This is a genomic window from Symbiobacterium sp., assembly GCF_040797425.1.
GTDB lineage: Bacteria > Bacillota > Sulfobacillia > Symbiobacteriales > Symbiobacteriaceae > Symbiobacterium.
The window spans coordinates 76,014-93,388 of the sequence record NZ_JBFNEH010000007.1 but is presented as its reverse complement, the minus strand read 5'-3'; the positions used below and the strand labels follow the sequence as shown (position 1 = coordinate 93,388).

The 17,375-nt window shown below is 67.4% G+C and carries 16 protein-coding genes and 1 riboswitch; of the genes, 9 read left to right on the top strand and 7 right to left on the bottom strand.

Annotated features, from left to right (window positions below):
• The first annotated feature begins 198 nt into the window (after positions 1-198).
• Positions 199-309: riboswitch (SAM riboswitch) on the top strand.
• 112 nt (positions 310-421) lie between these two features.
• The 4 genes from AB2385_RS03985 (at position 422) to AB2385_RS03970 (ending at position 4,103) form a co-directional block, all read left to right on the top strand.
• Positions 422-772, top strand: coding sequence for a hypothetical protein (locus tag AB2385_RS03985; protein ID WP_367653634.1), 351 nt, complete (start codon positions 422-424; stop codon positions 770-772).
• A 12-nt stretch (positions 773-784) separates the two neighbouring features.
• Positions 785-1,936, top strand: coding sequence for a homoserine O-acetyltransferase (locus AB2385_RS03980; RefSeq protein WP_367653633.1), 1,152 nt, complete (start codon positions 785-787; stop codon positions 1,934-1,936).
• A gap of 190 nt (positions 1,937-2,126) precedes the next feature.
• Positions 2,127-3,392 (top strand): aspartate kinase, encoded by a 1,266-nt coding sequence (locus AB2385_RS03975; protein WP_367653631.1) that lies wholly within the window; start codon positions 2,127-2,129, stop codon positions 3,390-3,392.
• A gap of 234 nt (positions 3,393-3,626) precedes the next feature.
• Positions 3,627-4,103 carry a DinB family protein gene (locus AB2385_RS03970; RefSeq protein ID WP_367653630.1) on the top strand — a complete coding sequence of 159 codons (477 nt, stop codon included), beginning with the start codon at positions 3,627-3,629 and terminating at the stop codon, positions 4,101-4,103.
• Positions 4,104-4,147: 44 nt separating this feature from the next.
• Here AB2385_RS03970 and AB2385_RS03965 read toward each other — a convergent pair whose 3' ends face one another.
• The 4 genes from AB2385_RS03965 to AB2385_RS03950 form a co-directional block, all read right to left on the bottom strand.
• Positions 4,148-5,365 (bottom strand): M20 family metallo-hydrolase, encoded by a 1,218-nt coding sequence (locus tag AB2385_RS03965; RefSeq protein WP_367653629.1) that lies wholly within the window; start codon positions 5,363-5,365, stop codon positions 4,148-4,150.
• Between the two features lie 98 nt (positions 5,366-5,463).
• On the bottom strand, positions 5,464-6,720 hold the full coding sequence (dcuC, locus tag AB2385_RS03960) for a C4-dicarboxylate transporter DcuC (protein ID WP_367653628.1): 1,257 nt from the start codon (positions 6,718-6,720) through the stop codon (positions 5,464-5,466).
• A 76-nt stretch (positions 6,721-6,796) separates the two neighbouring features.
• Positions 6,797-7,915, bottom strand: coding sequence for a M20/M25/M40 family metallo-hydrolase (locus tag AB2385_RS03955; protein ID WP_367653627.1), 1,119 nt, complete (start codon positions 7,913-7,915; stop codon positions 6,797-6,799).
• Between the two features lie 338 nt (positions 7,916-8,253).
• Positions 8,254-9,558, bottom strand: a complete 1,305-nt coding sequence (locus AB2385_RS03950; protein ID WP_367653626.1) for an amidohydrolase — start codon at positions 9,556-9,558, stop codon at positions 8,254-8,256.
• Positions 9,559-9,815: 257 nt separating this feature from the next.
• Between AB2385_RS03950 and AB2385_RS03945 the strand changes: the two genes are divergently transcribed.
• Together AB2385_RS03945 and ndk are read left to right on the top strand one after the other, a co-directional pair.
• Positions 9,816-10,082, top strand: coding sequence for a hypothetical protein (locus AB2385_RS03945; protein ID WP_367653625.1), 267 nt, complete (start codon positions 9,816-9,818; stop codon positions 10,080-10,082).
• A gap of 154 nt (positions 10,083-10,236) precedes the next feature.
• Positions 10,237-10,689 (top strand): nucleoside-diphosphate kinase, encoded by a 453-nt coding sequence (gene ndk / locus AB2385_RS03940; protein ID WP_367653624.1) that lies wholly within the window; start codon positions 10,237-10,239, stop codon positions 10,687-10,689.
• Between the two features lie 75 nt (positions 10,690-10,764).
• On the opposite strand, the gene AB2385_RS03935 is transcribed toward ndk, so the two are convergent.
• Positions 10,765-11,553, bottom strand: a complete 789-nt coding sequence (locus AB2385_RS03935; protein WP_367653623.1) for a LysM peptidoglycan-binding domain-containing protein — start codon at positions 11,551-11,553, stop codon at positions 10,765-10,767.
• Between the two features lie 94 nt (positions 11,554-11,647).
• Here AB2385_RS03935 and mtnP point away from each other — a divergent pair, with 94 nt between their 5' ends.
• The 3 genes from mtnP to AB2385_RS03920 are packed head-to-tail and all read left to right on the top strand — an operon-like array spanning position 11,648 to position 14,682.
• Complete coding sequence (gene mtnP / locus AB2385_RS03930; RefSeq protein ID WP_367653622.1) at positions 11,648-12,442, top strand: S-methyl-5'-thioadenosine phosphorylase; 795 nt, start codon at positions 11,648-11,650, stop codon at positions 12,440-12,442.
• Between the two features lie 11 nt (positions 12,443-12,453).
• Positions 12,454-13,719: an adenosylhomocysteinase gene (locus AB2385_RS03925; protein ID WP_367653621.1), complete on the top strand. Its 1,266-nt coding sequence runs from the start codon at positions 12,454-12,456 to the stop codon at positions 13,717-13,719.
• Between the two features lie 3 nt (positions 13,720-13,722).
• The gene (locus AB2385_RS03920) at positions 13,723-14,682 is read left to right on the top strand and encodes a sugar phosphate isomerase/epimerase family protein (RefSeq protein ID WP_367653620.1); all 960 of its coding nucleotides are present in this window, start codon (positions 13,723-13,725) and stop codon (positions 14,680-14,682) included.
• Between the two features lie 723 nt (positions 14,683-15,405).
• Here the strand turns inward: AB2385_RS03920 and AB2385_RS03915 are convergent.
• Both AB2385_RS03915 and AB2385_RS03910 read right to left on the bottom strand, forming a co-directional pair.
• Positions 15,406-16,077: a hypothetical protein gene (locus AB2385_RS03915; protein ID WP_367653619.1), complete on the bottom strand. Its 672-nt coding sequence runs from the start codon at positions 16,075-16,077 to the stop codon at positions 15,406-15,408.
• Positions 16,078-16,093: 16 nt separating this feature from the next.
• Positions 16,094-17,197, bottom strand: a complete 1,104-nt coding sequence (locus AB2385_RS03910; protein WP_367653618.1) for a glycosyltransferase — start codon at positions 17,195-17,197, stop codon at positions 16,094-16,096.
• Positions 17,198-17,375 lie beyond the last annotated feature (178 nt).

Sequence of the window (17,375 nt, the reverse complement as noted above, 5' to 3'; positions counted from 1 at the left end):
TAAAAACGAAGAAAAAGGCCGCCACGAAATTCCACGGCGGCTGGGACGTCGCCTGGGAGAGGTCTGGACCCCACTTACCGTTGACAGCTACGTTGGGGCGCGGGCTATTGACAGCCGCCGCGGGACCGTGGTAGTATCCTTCGTAAATCTGTGACAAGTGCATATCGCCCATCCCACCGGACGGGGGCGTCCGGCGGGCTCTTATCCAGAGAGGTGGAGGGAACTGGCCCGATGAAACCCGGCAACCCAGGGTGCGGAAGCGCCTGAAGGTGCCAATTCCACCGGCGGCGTGCCGCCGGAAGATAAGAGAGCGGGCCGTTTCCGAAGGCCGGTGTGCCGGTGCGATTTCAGGCCGCTCCCTTATCGGGAGCGGCCTTCTTGAATAGACGCAGAAGCAGATGCAGTCGGGAGGGAGACGCGGATGCCCTATGCACTGGGAGGCACCGGTTTTGTCGGTTTCGTGGCCCTGATCAGGTGGGGGCTGCATCAGAACTGGCCGCTGGCGATCATCACCGGGCTGCTCTGGGCGGTCGCCCTGGGGTCGCTGATGCAGGCCGCCCGCGACCGGCGGTTCGCCGGCGTCAGAATGAGCGGCTATTTCGTGGCTTCCGTGGCCCTGACCACCGCCGCGGCGCAGCTCGGGGTGAGCGCCCTGGATCTGCCCGCGGCGGAAGAGCGGCTTGCCGCAGGCTTGATGGTTCTGGGGGTGGGGTTTGCCGGGGTTACCCTGGGTATGCTGGGCGCGGTGATTCCGGGAAGACGGCAGGACTAAGGAGGTGTGGGGTTGGCCGCGATACCGGTTTCCACGCTGCTTACGTGCCGGCTGTACGCACAGGTTGCGACGCCTTCGGATCCGCTGGTGCTGGAGAGCGGCCGGGTCCTGAAGTCGGTGACCCTCTGTTATGAGGTGTTCGGCCGCCTCAGCCCGGAGCGGGACAACGCCATCCTCGTCTGCCACGCCCTGACGGGCGACAGTCACGTGGCCGGGCGGTACCGGGCAGATGATCCGAAACCTGGCTGGTGGGACGACGCCGTGGGGCCGGGCAAGGCGCTTGACACCGACCGCTACTGCGTGATCTGCAGCAACGTGATCGGCGGCTGTCAGGGCTCCACGGGCCCCAGTTCGGCCAACCCCGATACGGGACGCCCCTACGGGCTGGACTTTCCCATCGTCACCCCGCGGGACATGGTGCGGGCCCAGGCCCGCCTGCTGGACCAGCTCGGCATTCGCCGGCTCGTGGCGGTGATCGGCGGTTCGCTCGGGGCGATGCAGGCTCTGGAATGGGCGGCGACTTACCCCAACCGGATGCAGGGCGTCATCTCCATCGGCGGGGCGGGCCGGCTCCACCCGCAGGCCATCGCCTTCAACGAGGTGCAGCGCCAGGCCATCCTGAACGACCCTGACTTCCGGGGCGGGCAGTACTACGGCACGCCCGGGCCGGTGCGGGGCCTGGCCATTGCCCGCATGCTGGGGATGATCACCTACCGATCCGACGAGTCGATGTGGGCCCAGTTCGGACGCGACGTGCGCGGCCCGGGGAACGCCCTGCAGCGCGGCTTCGACGTCACCTTCCAGGTGGAGTCGTACCTCCACTACCAGGGGCAGAAGCTGGTGGAGCGGTTTGACGCCAACTCTTACCTTTACCTTACAAGGGCCATGGACCTGATGGACCTGGGCCGCGGGCGAGGCTCCTACGAGGCCGCCCATGGGCTGATCAAGGCGAGGGTGTTGGCCGTGGGCATCCGGTCCGACCTGCTCTTCCCGTCCTACCTGCAACAGGAGACGGTGCGGCTCGTGCGGGCGGCCGGCGGGCACGCCGAGTACCTGGAGATGGACTCTCCCTGGGGGCACGACGCCTTCCTCGTGGATTTCCCGCTCATCGCCGAGCCCATCCGCCGGTTCCTGGACTCGCTGGAGAGGACGGACGGCGCATAGACGAGGTTGCCCCAGAGGTGTATAATTGTGCACGTTATTCCTCCAACTAGTGCAGAGGAGGTGGGCCAATGGACGATTCGGGGAAAACCGACAAACGGGTTCGGATGATCGGGACCGCAGCGCGCGCAGCCCACCTCTGGGGTAAGCGACCCCGCGTACGCACTACTGTATGGAGGAGGAGAGGGCGCTCTTGGGTATTGTGGTGCAGAAGTACGGCGGTTCGTCGGTGGCTACCGCCGAGAAGTACCGTCGCGTAGCCAGGCGCATCGCATGGAAGAAGCAGCAGGGTTACGACGTCGTGGTTGTGGTGAGCGCCCCGGGTGACATGACCGATGAGCTGATCGAGCGGGCGAGCCTGATCACGCAGCGCCCCTCGCCGCGGGAGATGGACGTGCTGCTCTCCACGGGCGAGCAGATCTCCATCGCACTGCTCACCATGGCGCTGCACGAACTGGGTGTGCCGGCCATCTCGCTCACCGGGCCCCAGGCCGGCTTCCAGACCGACGATCACCACCGGGCCGCGCGGATCCTGAAGATCGACACGTCTCGGGTGCGGAAGGAGCTGACGGAGGGCAAGGTGGTCATCGTGGCCGGCTTCCAGGGCCTTGACGAGCACGGCGACATCACCACGCTGGGGCGCGGCGGCTCCGACGCCTCGGCCATCGCCCTGGCGGCCTACCTGGAGGCGGAGGCCTGTCAGATCTTCACCGACGTCGACGGCATCTACTCCGCCGACCCGCGGCTGGTCCCGACGGCCGGCCGCCTCGACGAGATTACCTACGACGAGATCCTGGAGTTGGCCGCGGCCGGCGCACAGGTGATGCAGCTCCGGTCGGTGGAACTGGCCAAGCAGTACGGGGTGGAGTTCGAAGTACTCAGCTCGCTCGCCCCGCTGCCCGACGAGGGCGGTGAGGAGCGGGGGACGAAGGTGGTGGCACAGTTGAGCCCGAACAGCGCGCGGATCGTCTCGGGCGTTGCCGTGGACACGAAGGTCGCACACATCACGCTGCTGGGCCTGCCCGACCGGCCGGGCGTGGCCTACCGGGCTTTCAAGGCGCTGGGCGACGCCCGCATCAACCTCGACATGATCGTCCAGTCGGCGGGGACCGGCTGCGGCAACGGCCCTACCGCAGACATCTCCTTCACCTGTGCCCGCGACGACCTGGACGCGGCGCTGGAGGTGTGCAACAGCCTGCTGCCGGAGTTCCCGGGCGCCCGGGTGATCTACGACACCGACGTGGCCAAGGTCTCGATCGTCGGCTCCGGGGTCGCCTCCAACTACGGCGTGGCCGCGAAGATGTTCGAGGCCCTGGCCGAAAAGGGCATCAACATCGAGCTGATCACCGGCTCCGAGATCAAGATCTCGTGTCTGGTGCGCGCCGATCGGGCCATGGAGGCCGTGCAGGCTGTGCACGACAAGTTCCAGCTGGGCAAGCTCGCGCCGGTCGTGAAGTAGGAACGGGCCATAAACAGGAGCACATCGAACCGCGGCGGACCTCCGACCAGGGGGTCCGCCGCTTTGCGCGCAGGGGGAGGACCTGGTCGCTCCCTGGGCGGGACACGTCCAGATCCCGATATGTTGATCGCACCCGGGAGAGGACATGGCGCTTGCGCGCCGAAGAAACATAATTGCGCCACGTTGGTCCCCTGAACCGGTGGCCTCATGCTGGCGAGTGAGGAGGAGATCGGTATGGCTGAGTTGCTCACGCCCCAGAGCCTCTTGGAGATGATGGAGGGGAACCGGCGCCTCACGCTGCGCGTGGTGGAGGCGTTCCCGGAGGAGAAGCTGTTCCACTTCAAGCCGGCCGAACCCCTGCGGCCCTTCAGCGAGATGGTGGTTGAGCTGCTGGAGATCGAGGAGGGCTACGTGCGGGGCATCGCCACCGGCGAGTGGGTGCTCGAGCCGGAGAAGTATAAGGGCATCACCACGAAGCAGGCGCTGCTCGAGGCCTGCCAGGCTGTGCGGCAGCGCACCCGGGAGCTGTGGCCGAAGATCACGACCGAGCGCCTGCTGGCGGAGGAGGTCGACGGCTTCTTCGGTAACCAGCCGCAGACCAACCTGAGCCGGCTCATCTACGCCCTGGAGAACGAGATCCACCACCGGGGGCAGGGGTACATTTACCTGCGTATCCTGGGCATCGAGCCGCCGCCCTTCTACGTGCGGTAACATGTGCGGGCCGACCGGATCACCGGTCGGCCCGTCTTGTCACCCTACCGGAACGCCCGGACCGCCTCGGCCAGAACCTCGGCCCCGAGGGCGATCTCCTCCAGTGCCGTGAACTCCGCCGGGTTGTGGCTGAGGCCGTCCTTGCTGGGCACGAAGAGCATGGCGGCGGGGGCCACGCGGGCGACGTACATCGCGTCGTGGCCGGCCCTGCTGGGCATGGCCAGGAAGGGGATTCCCTTGCGCTCGCATGCCTGGGAGAGGTACTCCACCATGTGGGGGTCGAGGGTGACCGGCTCCTCCTCGGAAAGGGTCTCGACCTCGATGGGGAGGGCGCGGCGGGCCGACACCTCGGCCACGAGCTTCCGGAAGCCGCCCGTGACCCGGCCGATGCTCTCCTTGTCGATGCCGCGGATGTCGATGCCGAGTTCCACCTCACCCGGGATCACGTTGATGGAGACCGGCTTCACGCTGAAGACCGTGGCGGTGGCCACCACCGCGTCGCCCACCTCTTTGGCGATCCGTTCCAGGCCCAGCACGAGCTCGGCCGCGGCAACCAGGCCGTCTTTCCGCCGGCCCATCAGGGTGGAGCCGGAATGGGAGGCGAGGCCGCGGACGAACACCTTGTACCGGGACGGCGCGGCAATGTGGGTGACGACCCCCACCGGCTTGCTGGCGAGGAGCAGCTCGGGCCCCTGCTCGATGTGCATCTCGAAGAATCCGGCGATGGGGCCGAAGTCGCACGGGCCGCCCACCAGGTCGTACCCCGCATTCTCCTGAAGCGCCTGGCCGAAGGTGATGCCGTCCCGGTCCGTATACGCCATCAGCTCGTCCGCGGGGATGACGCCGGCCAGCCCCTTCGAGCCCAGGGTCGCGCGGCCCCAGCGGGAGGACTCCTCCGCGGTGAAGTTGACCACACCCACCGGAACGGGGGGCAGATGGCCGTCCTCCTTCAGGGCGCGCACCACCTCCAGGGCGGCGACCACGCCCACCACGCCGTCGAACCGGCCGCCGTTCGGGACGCTGTCGAGATGCGAGCCCAGGAGCAGGGCGGGCCGATCCCAATCCCCCAGGATGGCGGCGATGTTCCCAAAGCGGTCAATGCGCACCTGCATTCCTTCGGCGCGGCAGAGGTCGATCAGGTGGGCACGCGCCGCCCGGTCCGCCGGTGTCAGGGCCAGACGGGTGACGGCTGTAAGACCGGAGCGGCCAAACTGGGCGAAAGCGTTCAAGTCCCGCTCAATGCGGGCGGGCTTAATGGGCACGGGAGACCCCTCCTCACGGGTGGGATAGAGAGGCGGGGCCCTGCGGATCGCCCGCAGGACCCCGTCGCATCTGGCGGTTCGGTTTCGGTGCCCTGCAACTAGATGCCCTGCAACAGGAAAGCGACGATGCTGGCGAGGATCATGCCCGGGGCGTTCCGCTTGGCAACCTCGATCGGGTTGACCTTTGCGATACCGGCCACGATGATCGCAGCGCCGGCCACGGGGCTCATGGACCGGCCGAGGGAGCCGGCCAGCGAAGCCAGCATGCCCAGCTTGGGAATGGTGAGGCCGAAGTTGGCCGCAAACGGGGTCACGGCCTGGTTGAAGGCCAGCGTGGCGGCGTCGCCGGAGCCGCTCAGGATGGCGACGAGCATCGGACCCCACGTGCCGGCGGCGCCGATGGCGCCCTTGGCACCGGTGGCGGCGTTCAGGAGCAGATCGATCAGCCCGACCTGGCTGAGGCCGGCGGCGAAGACGCCGGCGGCGATGATGATGCCGATGATGTCGCCGTACGCCTTGCCCATGCCGTCGAAGAAGCTCTTGGAGACTTCCGCCGGGTTAGTGCGGGTTACCAGCAGGGCGAGGATCGTACCGATGACCATGCAGGCGGGGACCGTCAGGCCCCAGTCCTTCATCGCCGGGACCGTGGCGCCCAGGACGAGCAGAACCAGCGGCACGATCGGGACCAGCGCGTAGAGCGGGTTGACCTGGAAATTGGAGGCGTTGTCATCGACCTCGGCCTGGTAGCCCCGGTCTTCCTTCCGGATGATCGCCAGGACAGCCAGCATGACCGCGCCGATCAGGCCGCAGATCACGGTAGTCACCGTGACGGACTGAATCGCCTCGACCACCGAGATCCCCGCCATGTCGGCGACCATGACGGCGTGGGAGCTGCCGGGGCTCAGCACGGAGCCGAACGTGCCGGCGAGAACGGCGGCGGCGGCCACGGCCGGATGGATGCCGGCCGCCATGAGAACGGGGATCAGGACGGCGCCGACGGCAGCGCTACAACCGGCAGCGCTGGGGAGGGCGATGTTGATCAGGAAGGTGGCCATGGTCGTCGCGGGGATCAGGATCGGGCGGAGCTTGGCCACACCCTTGGCGACCAGGTGCACCAGGTGCAGGTCGCACTTGGTGAGCTTCATGACGTAGGCAAAGCCCATCACGGAGCAGATCGCACTGATCAGGCCTGCGTTGGTCATGGAGCTCTGGAACTGGGCGAACGCCTTCATCGGCTGCAGAGAGATGATAGCCATCAAGAGGCCCGCGGTGAAGAGAACCAGCCGTGTCTCGTAGCGCTTCAGGATCGCATAGATGGTCAGAGCAACGATCAGGACACCAATCCATGGCAACATGCGCGACCACGCTCCTTGCGGGGAGTGTATAGGGAATCAGCGGGCCGTCACCGAACCGCCGCGATCACCCATCCTTTCAAGCTGACGCGTACTCCTGGATCAGCGCGAACACCACGTCCACAGCGCGCTCCAGTTCCGCAACCTCGATGCTCTCGTTCAGGCTGTGGGCGCCGCGGTAGCCGGTGCCCAGATTGCAGGCGGGAATGCCCTTCGTATTGAAGATGTTGGCGTCGCTGCCGCCGCCGGTGGCCCGCAGGGACGGGCTCAGGCCCGCACGGCGGATGGCGGCGGAGGCACGCTGCAGCACCACGTGGTCGGGCTTCAGGTTCACGGGCCCGTAGGCGAACTGGATGTCTGCCTCCACCCGGGCGCCGAACTCGGCCGCGGTGCGCTCGAAGACCTCGGTCATGTGCCGGATCTGGGCCTCCATCTTCTCGGTCACCAGCGAGCGCACGTCGCCCTTCATCTCGAAGGTCTCCATGACAACGTTGGTGGCCTTGCCGCCCTGGGCCAGTCCGAGGTTGGCCGTGGTCTCCTCGTCGATGCGGCCCAGCTTCATGCGGGTGAGGGCGTGGGCGGCCACCACCAGGGCGTTGATGCCCTTTTCGGGTTCCACGCCACCGTGCGCCGCCTTGCCGATGACCCGGTAGGTCACCTTCGTCTGGGCCGGCGCCTGGTTGATGATCGAACCCACCGGCGTGGAGGAGTCGATGATGTACGCCTCGCGGGCGGTCAGCAGGGAGAAGTCCAGGTTCTTGGAGCCGTTCAGGCCGCCCTCCTCCGCGATGGTGAAAACCACCTCGATGTCGGGCATGGGCACGCCCTCATCGATCGCGCGCTGGATGCCTTCCAGGATGGCGGTGAGGCCCGCGGCGTCGTCGGCCCCCAGGATGGTGGTCCCGTCGCTGGTGATCACGCCGTCCTTGATCTGGGGCTTGATGCCGGTGCCCGGGGACACCCGGTCCATGTGGGCGCAGAGGAGAAGCGGTGCGGAACCGCTGGTGCCCTTCCGCCTGGCGATGAGATTGCCCGTCTCACCGCCGATGCGCTCTCCGGCGTCGTCCCGCTGCACGCTGAAGCCCATCGCCTCCAGCCTGCTCTGGAGCAGGTCGGCCATGCGCCCCTCGCGCTTGGTCTGCGTATCGGTGGTGACGAGGGTCAGGAACGTGTCGAGAATGCGCGAACGCTCGGTCACTGCAGATCACCTCTTGCGGGTTGCCCGCCCGGAGTCAGGAGTCGGCGGGCCGCCCGAAGTATGCTGGTAAGTGTACCAGCGGGTCTTATGGACCCGAAATCGTGCATCGGGAATTGGTATGCTGGGCCAGTATACCCGATTTCAGATATTGCATACCTGGTGCATTACAAGAGTGCGCACCACTGCTTCCCGTCGCGGAACATAGTCCTTGTTGAGGGTGAGGAACTAGCCAAGTTCCCGAAGCAAATGGGCGCACATGGGGGAGGCATGGCGGTGAGGAGGGGGCATAGCCCCCTTCCTCACACAGCCGTGAACCGGACTTCGCTACGCTGGTGGTCCTAGCCCCGTGCGAGGCGCAGGACCGTGCGCACCATGACCTCGACGCCGATGGGCAGGGCCCGCTCGTCGAAATCGAAGCGGGAGTCGTGGTGCGGGGCCGCGATCTCTGTGCCGATCATCATGTAAGCAGCCTTGCCGCCCCGCCGCTGCACCCGGTCCATCATCCAGGCGAAGTCCTCACTGCCGCCCAGGTCACCCGTGGGCAGGATCTTCGTCACTCCCGGGGTCTCCCCGGCCGCCTCGCCGATGATTTCGGCGAGCTCGGGGTCGCTGGTGCCGCCGGCGGCGCTGCCCATCGGCTTCAGCTCTACCTTCACGTCGTACATGGCGGCTGCGGCCCGGATGATCCGCTCGGCCTGCTCCTTCATGTAGGCGTCTATCTCGGTAGTTTCGCCGCGGGTCTCCAGTTTCATGAGCGCAGTGGCTGGGATGATGTTCCGGCCCGAACCGGCCTGCAGGAAGCCCACGTTGATGCGAGAGGCGCCGCCGGCGTGCCGGGAGATGGCATGCAGGTTCAGGGCCGCGGTGGCGGCGGCCAGCAGGGCGTTCCGGCCCTTCTCGGGTGCGGCGCCCGCGTGCGAGGGCACGCCGGTGAAGAGCGCATCGAACTTCGAGGTGGCCAGGAAGCCCGAGCCCCCCGTGATGATCGTGCCCACCTCCCGGGCCTGGAAACCCAGGTGGGCCCCGAGGAGGAAGTCCACGTCGTCGCAGACGCCGGCCTCCACCATGGCCCGGGCGCCCCGCACGCCCTCCTCGGCGGGCTGGAAGATCAGCTTGATGGTGCCCCGCAGCTGGGGCTTCAGTTCGGCGAGGAGCGCAGCCACCCCGAGGCCCATGGAGACGTGGCCGTCGTGACCGCAGCCGTGCATCGCCCCGGCGTTCTGGGAGGCGAAGCCCTCACGGTTCGGCCGGTGATCAGGATCAGCGGATTCGGTGCTGTCGAGCGCGTCCATGTCGAAGCGGAGTGCGACGGTGGGACCCTCGCCGCAGCGCAGGATGCCCACAACGCCGGTATATCCGCCCGCCATCTTGCGGGCGATCCCGGGATTCGCACCCTGGGCGATGGCCCGCTCCAGGTGTCGGTCGAGTTCGGCCTGCGAGGGCAGGCCCGCCATGTGGGCGGGGTCGTGCACTTCAGGTCCGTAGTTCACTTCGTAGCCCAGGGAGGTCAGCCGTTCCACTACCAGGCTGGCCGTTCGGAACTCTGTCCAGCCGCTCTCGGCGTGGGCGTGGAGGTCCCGGCGGGTCTGAACCAGTTCGGGCGTGAGCTGCCTGACGCGAGTCGAGAGATCCAAGTGCGACACCTCCTGAAGTCCAGTGTCCTACAAATGGCGCTGATCCGGTACTGTCCATGAGGAGAATGTGCGGGTGACGAAATTGGTCATGGTACTTCTGGTCAATGGTTGCGCGAAATCAAGCCGAACTATCCAGTGCGGATCAGTCCGACCGCACACCCCACCTGGCGCGCACACCACCAATTGGACCAGGCGCCGCCTGAGGCCGGCCTTGCGTCAGGGTGGTAACTTATGCGACAATATAGTGGAATTAGGGGGTGGGATGTATGAAGGAACAGATCACCCGTACTGAGGTACACAGCCCATCGGGACGCCCGTACTTCATCGAGGTGTCCGATGCGGGTTATGTCGCCGTGTACGACGGCCAGGGGCGCCGGATGCTCCGCGTGAACCTCAAGGGCATCAGCGCCAAGGCGATGGTCCGCCGCATCCGGGAGAACATCGAGACTGGCGCGCCGGCGTACCTCGCCGGCTGGCCGCCCAAAGACGTGGACCGGATTCTGACGGAGTACGCCATCGCGTGCGAGCGATGAGCGATCGGCATATACGGGGAGTTAAGCAGTACGGGGCGTCGCCGCAGGCGGCACCCCGTACGCCGCTCCTTGCCAAGGATTCCCCATTCCGGTACAATCACTACGGTAAGTTCTGGGACTGCCTACGTACCAAAAGGGGAGGAATACATCGTCCATGGAGCGCAGCTTTGTCATGGTCAAACCGGATGGTGTCCAGCGGGGTCTGGTGGGCGAGGTGATCAGCCGGCTCGAGCGCCGCGGGCTGAAGCTGGTGGCGGCGAAGCTGATGCGGGTCTCCCGGGAACTGGCCGAAGAGCACTACGCCGCCCTGCGTGACAAGCCGTTCTTCCCGAGCCTGATCGAGTTCATCACCTCGGGGCCCGTGATGGCCATGGTCTGGGAAGGGCCGAACGCCATCGCCACCATCCGCAAGACCATGGGTGCCACCAACCCGGCGAACGCCGAGCCGGGCACCATCCGTGCCGATTTTGCCTGCGATGTCTCCTACAACGTCGTTCACGGTTCGGACGGCCCCGAGAGCGCCGAACGGGAGATCAAACTCTGGTTCGGCGACGTGGAGCCCTCCTGGGAGCGGGACATCGACCGCTGGGTCTTCCCGCAGCGCTGACGGACGCGCACAAGGGCGCTGGTGTTGGCCCGGGCAACCACCAGCGCCGCATGGTATGTCCTGCTCCCTGGGGGCCTACTTTGTGGTTTTGGGGCCCCGCCGGCCGGGGATGATCAGCACCTGGCCCGGCGTGAGCTGGTACGGCTCCTGCAGCTTGTTGGCCCTGGCGATGGCCCCCGGCGAGGTGCCGAACTTGCGGGCCAGCCGCCAGAGGCTGTCGCCCCGCCTGACCGTGTAGATGGTCTGGCTCTCCCGGGGGAGGAGGGAGCAGGGGACGTAGACGTCCACGAAACCGTCTTTGGTTGCGGTGACCACCTCGCCCTGCGAGGTCGGTCGGGCCGCCACCAGGCCGCCCACGTAGAGGCGGCCCAGCTCTTCCAGCCGACTCTCCCGCCCCACGGCCATCACCTGGTAGAGGTACATCGTCTGCGCCCCCGAGGCGCCGGCGACCACCTCCGCCTGGCCGTCGTCGTTCACGTCGTCCAGGCTGATGGAGCGGAAGTAGGCGTTGGGGTAGAGCAGGGTCTGGCAGACGGCCGTGAGCCCGTCGGGAGTCAGGGCGTAGAGGAGGACGTTGTCGCGCGTGCCTACGGCCACCGTGCCGGGTCCGTCGGGATCGATCTGGCCCGCCGCAAGCGAGAGGGCGTCCTTGGGCAGGCTTACCTCCGCCAGGAGCGCATAGGTATCGCCGGTCCAGTGGTAGACCTTGAGCTCCCGGCCGGCACAGGCGACGATCTCGGGGACGCCGTCCAGGTCCAGGTCACCCGTGGTCACCAGGAGAAGGCGCCCCAGGCCGCCGCCGCGCCACCGTCGGTGGTACTGGTTCTCCATTCCTCCCTTGTCCTGTGGTCCTTGCTCCGCCATCCGAGCCCCACCTCGCGTACAGCAATAGGGGCTCCTGGATGCTTCAGCCCCTGTAACACCAGCTTATGTCACCAGTAAGGGAGGCGTGCGTCGCATGACCGAGAAGAAGGTTCGCCTCGCCATCATCGGCGGCACGGGGGTGTACGACCCCCGCATCCTGGAGGACATCAGGGAGGAGGTCGTCACCACCCCTTACGGGCAGGCCATGGTGCGGATCGGCACCTACCAGGGTGAGCCGGTGGCCTTCATGGCGCGCCACGGCGTGAATCATTCGGTGCCGCCCCATCTCATCAACTACCGGGCCAACATCTACGCGCTGAAGATGCTCGGGGTGGAGCGGGTGATCGCCACCACGGCCGTGGGTTCCTGCAACCGGAACATGAAGCCCGGCGACTTCGTGGTGGTCGACCAGTTCCTTGACTTCACCAAGAGCCGGGTCTGCACGTTCTTCGAGGGCGGCGATTCCGGGGTGGTCCACACCGACGTCACCGAACCGTACTGCCCCGAACTGCGGCAGGTGCTGATCGATGCTGCCCGTGAGGTAGGCATCTCCGCCCATCCGACCGGCACCTACGTGTGCACCGAGGGCCCCCGCTTCGAGACGGCGGCCGAGATCCGCATGTTTGCGCAGCTCGGGGGCGACGTGGTGGGCATGACCAACGTGCCCGAGTGCGTGCTGGCCCGGGAGGCGGGCCTCTGCTACGCGACCGTCTCGATGGTGACCAACTTCGGCGCCGGCATCTCGCCCACGCCCCTCACCCACGAGGAGGTGCTCGAGGTGATGGCCGCCAACAGTGAGAACCTGAAGAAGCTGCTCTTTACCACCCTGAAGCAGATTCCGGTGGCGCGGGGCTGCGCCTGCGGCCACAATACGGCCCTGAAAGTGTAGGGGGTGACGGCGTGCAGAGCAAGGTCTCCGTATCGACCCTGCGCGACCCCGGCCTGGCGCCTGGCGGCCACCAGAAGATCGACTGGGTCCGGGCGCACATGCCGATCCTGAACCAGCTCGAGAAGGAGCTGGGCGCGACCCGACCGTTCGCCGGCCAGCGGGTGGCCATGTCGATCCACCTGGAGGCGAAGACCGCCTACATGGCGCTGGTTTTCGCCGCGGCCGGGGCGGAGGTCTTCCTCACCGGCTCTAACCCGCTTTCCACGCAGGACGACGTGGCCGCGGCCGCAGCCGAGCGGGGCGTGGTTGTGCACGCCTGGCGGGGGGCGACGAACGCGGAATACCGGGAGCACTTGATCAAGACGCTGGAGGCCGCCCGTCCCACGCTGCTGCTGGACGACGGCGGCGACCTGACGTACCTCCTGCACACCGACTGCGCCCACCTGGGCGAGCAGCTCATCGGCGGCTCGGAGGAGACCTCGACGGGGGTGCAGCGGCTCCGGGCGATGGAGGCCGACGGGGTGCTGCGCTTCCCGATGGTGGCCGTGAACAACGCCCGCATGAAGCACCTCTTCGACAACCGCTACGGTACCGGCCAGTCCACGTTGGAGTCGATCATGCGCAACACGAACCTCTCCATCGCCGGCAAGCGGGTGGTGGTGGCCGGGTATGGCTGGTGCGGCAAGGGCGTCGCCATGCGGGCCAAGGGGCTCGGGGCGCGCGTGATCGTCTGCGAGGTCGACCCGGTGCTGGCCAACGAGGCCCTGATGGACGGGTTCGATGTCATGCCGATGGCCCGGGCCGCCGCCCTGGGCGACATCTTCATCACGGTCACCGGCTGTGAGAAGGTGATTCGGCGTGAGCACTTCGAGGTGATGCGCGACGGCGCCATCCTGGCCAACGCCGGCCACTTCGACGTGGAGGTCTGGAAACCCGACCTGGAGGCGTGGGGCGGGAAGCCCGTCCGGGTGCGCCCCAACGTGGACGCCTACACCGGTCCGGACGGCCGCCGGCTCTACCTCATCGGCGAGGGCCGGCTGGCGAACCTGGCGGCGGGTGACGGCCACCCGGCCGAGGTCATGGACCTCTCCTTCGGGGTCCAGATCCTGACCCACCTCTGGCTCCTGCAGAACCGGGGCAGGCTGGAGAACAAGGTCATCCCGGTGCCGCCGGAGATCGACACCCGTGTGGCGGAGACGCGGCTGCGGGCGCTGGGGGTCGAGATCGACCGGCTCACCCCCGAGCAAGAGCAGTACATCCGGTCCTGGCGGGTGTAGCTCATGGCCCAGCTGTTCGTGCCCCTGCAGGGGGCGTTCGGGCGCGTGGCGGGCTCCGGCGTGAACACGTGGGGCGAGTCGCTGGAGCGGCCCCACTGGCAGGGCGCCGAAATCGGGCTCTGCGACACGCTGCCAGATGTGCTCGGGGCCGTGGCAGAGGCCGAGTACTACGAGTGGGTGATCGGCGTCCACCACCCGGCCTACCGGGAGGGGGGACCGGTCTGGTGCCGCTTCCTCGACCCGGACCCGGCCGTGCGGGCCGAGGCCCTGGAGGTGGCGTACAGCGCCGCCCAGGCCGCCCACCGGCTCGGCGCCCGGTACATCCTGTTCCACTTTCCCTGGCCTGCGCTGCAGATGCCGGGGGTGGACTACGCTGCCCTGGGCTGGGCCTTCAAGGATGCCACGCCGGTCCCTGTGGATGCCTGGCCCGCCGAGGCGGCGCTCTACGACTGGAGCCGCCGCTGCTTCGAACGTTTCGCCGAGATCCAGGAGCAGGACCGCATCCGGGTGGTGCTGGAGATCGACGGGCCGAACCCGTACTTCTTCGATGGCGAGCTCTACAGCAAGCTGTTCGGCGAGTACCCCGACCTCTCGCTCTGCATCGACACCGGCCGCCTGGGGATCCTCGCGCACACCCACGGGCAGGACCCTGTGGCCCTCGCCCGGCGCTGGCTCCCCTGGGCCCGGCACCTGCACCTGCACACCTCATGTTGGGACGAAAACGACCGCTTTCACACCCACCTGCCCACCACCGGCGACCACACCGCCGACCGCTGGCCGCAGGTGACCCCGGCGGCCGACATCGCCCGGATGGTGGTGGAGGCGCACCCCCGGGCAATCGTGGTGCTGGAGCACGACCCGCGTGCCGTGTCGCCGGAGGAACTCGACGCCTGCCACGCCTGGGCGGCGGAACTGGCGGCGGAGGAGTCTGACACGCCCGGGCGGGCGGAGGGTGGCCCCTGACCTGCCACCCGAGGCTCTGGGCACCGCATCGGCGGCAACGCATCACCGCCCCGCTTCGGTCTGCGCACCGAGGCGGGGCGGTTTTCACCGACAAGGGCGGGATGCGGGTTCGCCTCGGACAGAGCGGGGTCGACGCCGACCCCGGGCAACGACCGCCGAAATAGGGGGCAAAATTTCCCTGCATTTTCCGGCGAGCAGGGGGCTCGCATTCCCACTGTCCGCGTCCCGAAACTCTCCCCGGGCGGGCGGGTTCGGCAGGTTTCGACGCATTTGTCGGCGAGTTCGACGGCGATCGACAGGCCGCGTCTGGTCCTACTGGCGGTGAGATGGGCTGAGAAGCCAGATAGGGGGAAGGTTTTCCCGCTATCCGCCCGAAAATATGGTGCCCATTTTCCCTGGATATTTCTGGGGCCAGCGCCAAGACCGCGTCGACGTGGCTCCGTCCGCAGCGTGGGACGGGGGTGCCTGCATCGAGGGGGTCAGAGCCAGCCCTGCCGTTGCACGGCGTCACGAGACTGCCATAACCCTGTCTGCAAGGCCTTGCGGCGAACGGTGGTCGCTGCGCAAAACCGCATGTCCCTGTCCGGATGTTTCCTGCTGCATGGGAAAACCGGCCCTCAGGTCCGCTCTGCGGACGCCTGAGGGCCGGTTGGCATCAAGCTCAAGAGCCACTGCCGAGCGCAGTGGCCCCGGCACGGCACGAGAAAGAGCACTCGGGGAAGCCTAACAGCCACGCCCGCCCAGGCGCTCCTGGAGGGTGGCGATGAGTTCGGCGCTCTGTTCCTTCCAGGGGCGGTCGTCGCGGAAGGTGACGGGCTCGCAGACCGTGATGGTCCGCGCCTTGGTGTCGATGTAGAGGGGCACGAAGGGAATGTGCCTGCCCGTGGCCCGGTGGTAGAACCGGTCGAGGCCGAGGAAGCCCTCGTAGAGTTCGGAGATCTCCGCGTCGGTGCTGGCGTAGTCCTTGTCGGGGAAGATCAGCAGGCGCTCGCCCTGGACGAGCGCGTCGGTGCTTTCCCGGAAGGTCTTGCGCACGTGGGCCGAGCCCCGGTAGACGGGGATGCACCGGGCCGAGCGGTAGAGCCACGAGAGCCCGTAAGAGGCGAACCACGCCGCCAGCGTGGCCTTCCAGCGGGGCCAGCCGTAGCGTGCGCCGAACGTGATCTCCCGGAGGTGGTCGTAACAGGCCCTGCGGTCGCCGAAGACGGCCAGGCCCCACGTGCGGACCGGGACGGGGAGCCAGAGCAGGTTGAGCACGATCCCGTAGATGTCCGCGTGGCGGCAGAGGTAGACGGCGGGCGCTACCAACCGCTCCGGGTGGACGACGCGGTAGCGCGGGGTGACGAGGCGCACCACCGCCCTGCAGAAACGAACAAGCGGTCCGTAGCCGTGCATTGTGCGTTCCCTCGATTCAGTGCTCACCCTTGAAGAGCCAGCGGGGGTGGATCTGGTACCCGATTATGGCGAGGACAATGTCTGCGACCAGCTTGACCCATACGGCGGTCCAGCCGGTGGCGCTGTGGATGGCGAGCACCACCAGGTAGGAGGCCAGCATCTGGCCGGCGATCAGCAGGTAGTACTTGGCGGTGGCGTCGGTCATGTTCCGCTCGGTGCGCACCCGGAAAAGCCAGTGGAGGAGGAGGCGGGTGAGGGAGCCCACGGCGGCGCTGACGATGCTGGCGGCGAAGATGCGCCCAGCCGGGCCGGCCCCCCGGAGCCACACCAGGTCTGTCCACGCGAACGCCGCCAGAGCCGCCACCGCCGAAAGGGCACCCGCCAGGGAGTAGGTGCCCAGATGGCTGATGAGTACCTTGAAGATCGGCCACGAGTCGCGCAGCGTGCGGTAGTGCGTTCCCGCGTTCTTGTCGAAGTACAGCGTCTGAATCGGCATCTCCGCCATGGGGATGCCCTGCTTCATGGCCTGGACCAGGCAATTGGTCTCGTACTCGAAGCGGTCGCCGGCCACCTCGGTCGCCCAGCGCCAGAGGCTTGCCGGCAGTGCCCGCAGGCCCGTCTGGGTGTCGCGGAGGTAACGGCCGTAAAGCAGATGAAAAGCGCCGCTGGTCAATCGGTTGCCGAAGCGGCTCCGGGCGGGCACGATCTTCTGGTTGAAGTCCCGAATCCCCAGCACGTAGGCGTCGGGGTGTTCTGCGGAAGCCCTGGCCATGCCGCACACGTCCTCCACCGCGTGCTGGCCGTCCGCATCGACCATGATCACGCGGCAGTACACTTCCTGCCAGCCCTGTTGCAGGCAGTGGCGCAGGGCGGTCTTCAGGGCAGCCCCCTTGCCGCGGTTCACCTCATGGCGCAGCACCACACATTCCCGCAGTTCGGCCAGGCTGGCAAAGATGCCGGCGGAGGCCGGGCTACTGCCGTCATCCACAACCACAATGCGCTGGAACCCGCGCTCCCGCAGGGCCTGCACGTACTTCACCAGGGCCGGCGGGGGCTCCAGGGCCGGTATGATGATGATGCTGCTTGCGTTGTGGAGACTGGCTGCTTCGGCACAGTTCAAGTGGTGTTCACGCTCCCGTATGGTTCGGGCTTCCGGTCCTTGCCGAATAAAGCCTGTGGAGGTTATTAGTTCGCAACGGCCTGCGGGCGTTCCTGCTGCCCCGCCTCCGACCGGCCGCTTCTCCCCCACAGCATCCCCCGCTTTTCCTCCCAGGGTGCGCCCGCAGGTCGCCCTTGCC